Below are 1,427 nucleotides of genomic sequence, written 5' to 3'. Positions count from 1 at the left end.
GGTGCGTTATTTTTTCGGTTTTATTCTCTCATATTCTTTAAAATCCAATAAAGCTCCAAATAAGAGCTTTTATAGTTGAAGTTCTTCTCTTATCATATTTGTCATATTTATTTCTACGAAAAAAGTTAACCCAAACAGGAAAAAATCTATGTTCTTGTTCGAGTAGTTTGGCTTCCAGGTCTATGAGTTTTTCTTCTGTAGTTTTTTCTTCCATTTTTTTAACAACAGATGATGATAATTTTGAACAACTCCCGCATTTGCATTTATATTATAAAGTTGAGTTTAGATAATTAAACAATTTTCGATAATTCTAATGCCTTAATAATTACACCACTATATTTGTTAATGTTATTCACTAGTTTGGCTTTTCTTTCATTTTCGTTTGTGCTTTCTTGAATATCATCAATAAATTCTTTGAATAGTTCAAGTTCTTCTTCTTCAAAAACATCTTTTATTTCTAGTGCATCAAATGGCAACCAATAAGATGCTTTTTTATAATCCTCTGCAACTTCATTAATTATATGTTGCATTCTTTGTCTTCTCGATGAAAATGATGGCATAATTTTTATTTTAATTGAAATAATTATTTATTGTATTTTGAATATTGTTATCTATTGTACCTATTATATCTGAAGGATTAATTCCAATAATCTTTTTAGTTAGAGCATTTACTTTTTCGTTAGCCTCACTATATTTTTCAAGAGAAAGCAAATAATTTTGCACCTCTTTATTAATATTTATTACCTTTTGTGAGTTTTCTTTAGATTTTAAGATTAAAGCATTTTCCTTACTAGATATAGTTTTTAGTAGCTCTTCTCTAACTGCTGCTGCTCCAGTAGCTATATCTATTGTTTGGTCTCTAGTTAATGATGTTCCTTTTGGGATATTCAATTTTGTTCTGTATTTATCTTCAATTAGATTATAAATGTTATCCCAATCCTCATCTAATATTGCTCTCTCAATATCAGCTAAAGCTTTTATCACATTTTCATTTTCTGCTTGTAATCTTTCTATACCTTGAGTTACTGAAGAACTAAGGATTGACGCGTTTTTAGGAATAGACGCACAGCTAACAATGACTAAAAATGTTAGTGTAATTAAAATTTGTTTCATAAAATTTGTTTCTATGTATTTGATTTACAATATAGTATTTTTTTTTGTTATACTAATTTTTTTAAAAAAATTAATGTATCGAGTCATTTCAGTAAATTCATAAGAGTGAGTTTTAATGCACCACAACGTTAAATCTAAGGGTAGATTTTGCCCGAATTATTAACATATAAAATTGACAGAATGAATAAAAAAGATATAATATTTAAAAATGCAGGGCTAGAAGGAATGCTTAAAAATATGGGTTGCTATGAAGTTGTGCTTAAATGTATGGAGATATACGCACAGCAGAAAGGGCAAACTTTACCTTTAGATAG

At 27.5% G+C, this 1,427-nt stretch carries 3 protein-coding genes; all 3 read right to left on the bottom strand.

Annotation, left to right across the window (positions count from 1 at the left end; translation table 11 throughout):
- Positions 1-37: 37 nt before the first annotated feature.
- The gene (locus CXF67_RS18245) at positions 38-214 is read right to left on the bottom strand and encodes a hypothetical protein (protein WP_180957952.1); all 177 of its coding nucleotides are present in this window, start codon (positions 212-214) and stop codon (positions 38-40) included.
- Between the two features lie 76 nt (positions 215-290).
- Complete coding sequence (locus CXF67_RS09785) at positions 291-560, bottom strand: hypothetical protein (RefSeq protein WP_145990451.1); 270 nt, start codon at positions 558-560, stop codon at positions 291-293.
- A gap of 10 nt (positions 561-570) precedes the next feature.
- Positions 571-1,113 carry a hypothetical protein gene (locus CXF67_RS09780; protein WP_102088583.1) on the bottom strand — a complete coding sequence of 181 codons (543 nt, stop codon included), beginning with the start codon at positions 1,111-1,113 and terminating at the stop codon, positions 571-573.
- Between the last annotated feature and the right edge of the window lie 314 nt (positions 1,114-1,427).

The sequence above is a fragment of the Psychroflexus sp. MES1-P1E genome, assembly GCF_002836055.1.
Lineage (GTDB): Bacteria > Bacteroidota > Bacteroidia > Flavobacteriales > Flavobacteriaceae > Psychroflexus.
Note: the sequence above shows the minus strand (reverse complement) of the source record. Positions and strands in the feature narration are given on the sequence as shown.

Coding starts and splice junctions, on each gene's coding strand:
- CXF67_RS18245 (WP_180957952.1), bottom strand. CDS start 214: ATGGAAGAAAAAACTACAGAAGAAAAACTCATAGACCTGGAAGCCAAA.
- CXF67_RS09785 (WP_145990451.1), bottom strand. CDS start 560: ATGCCATCATTTTCATCGAGAAGACAAAGAATGCAACATATAATTAAT.
- CXF67_RS09780 (WP_102088583.1), bottom strand. CDS start 1,113: ATGAAACAAATTTTAATTACACTAACATTTTTAGTCATTGTTAGCTGT.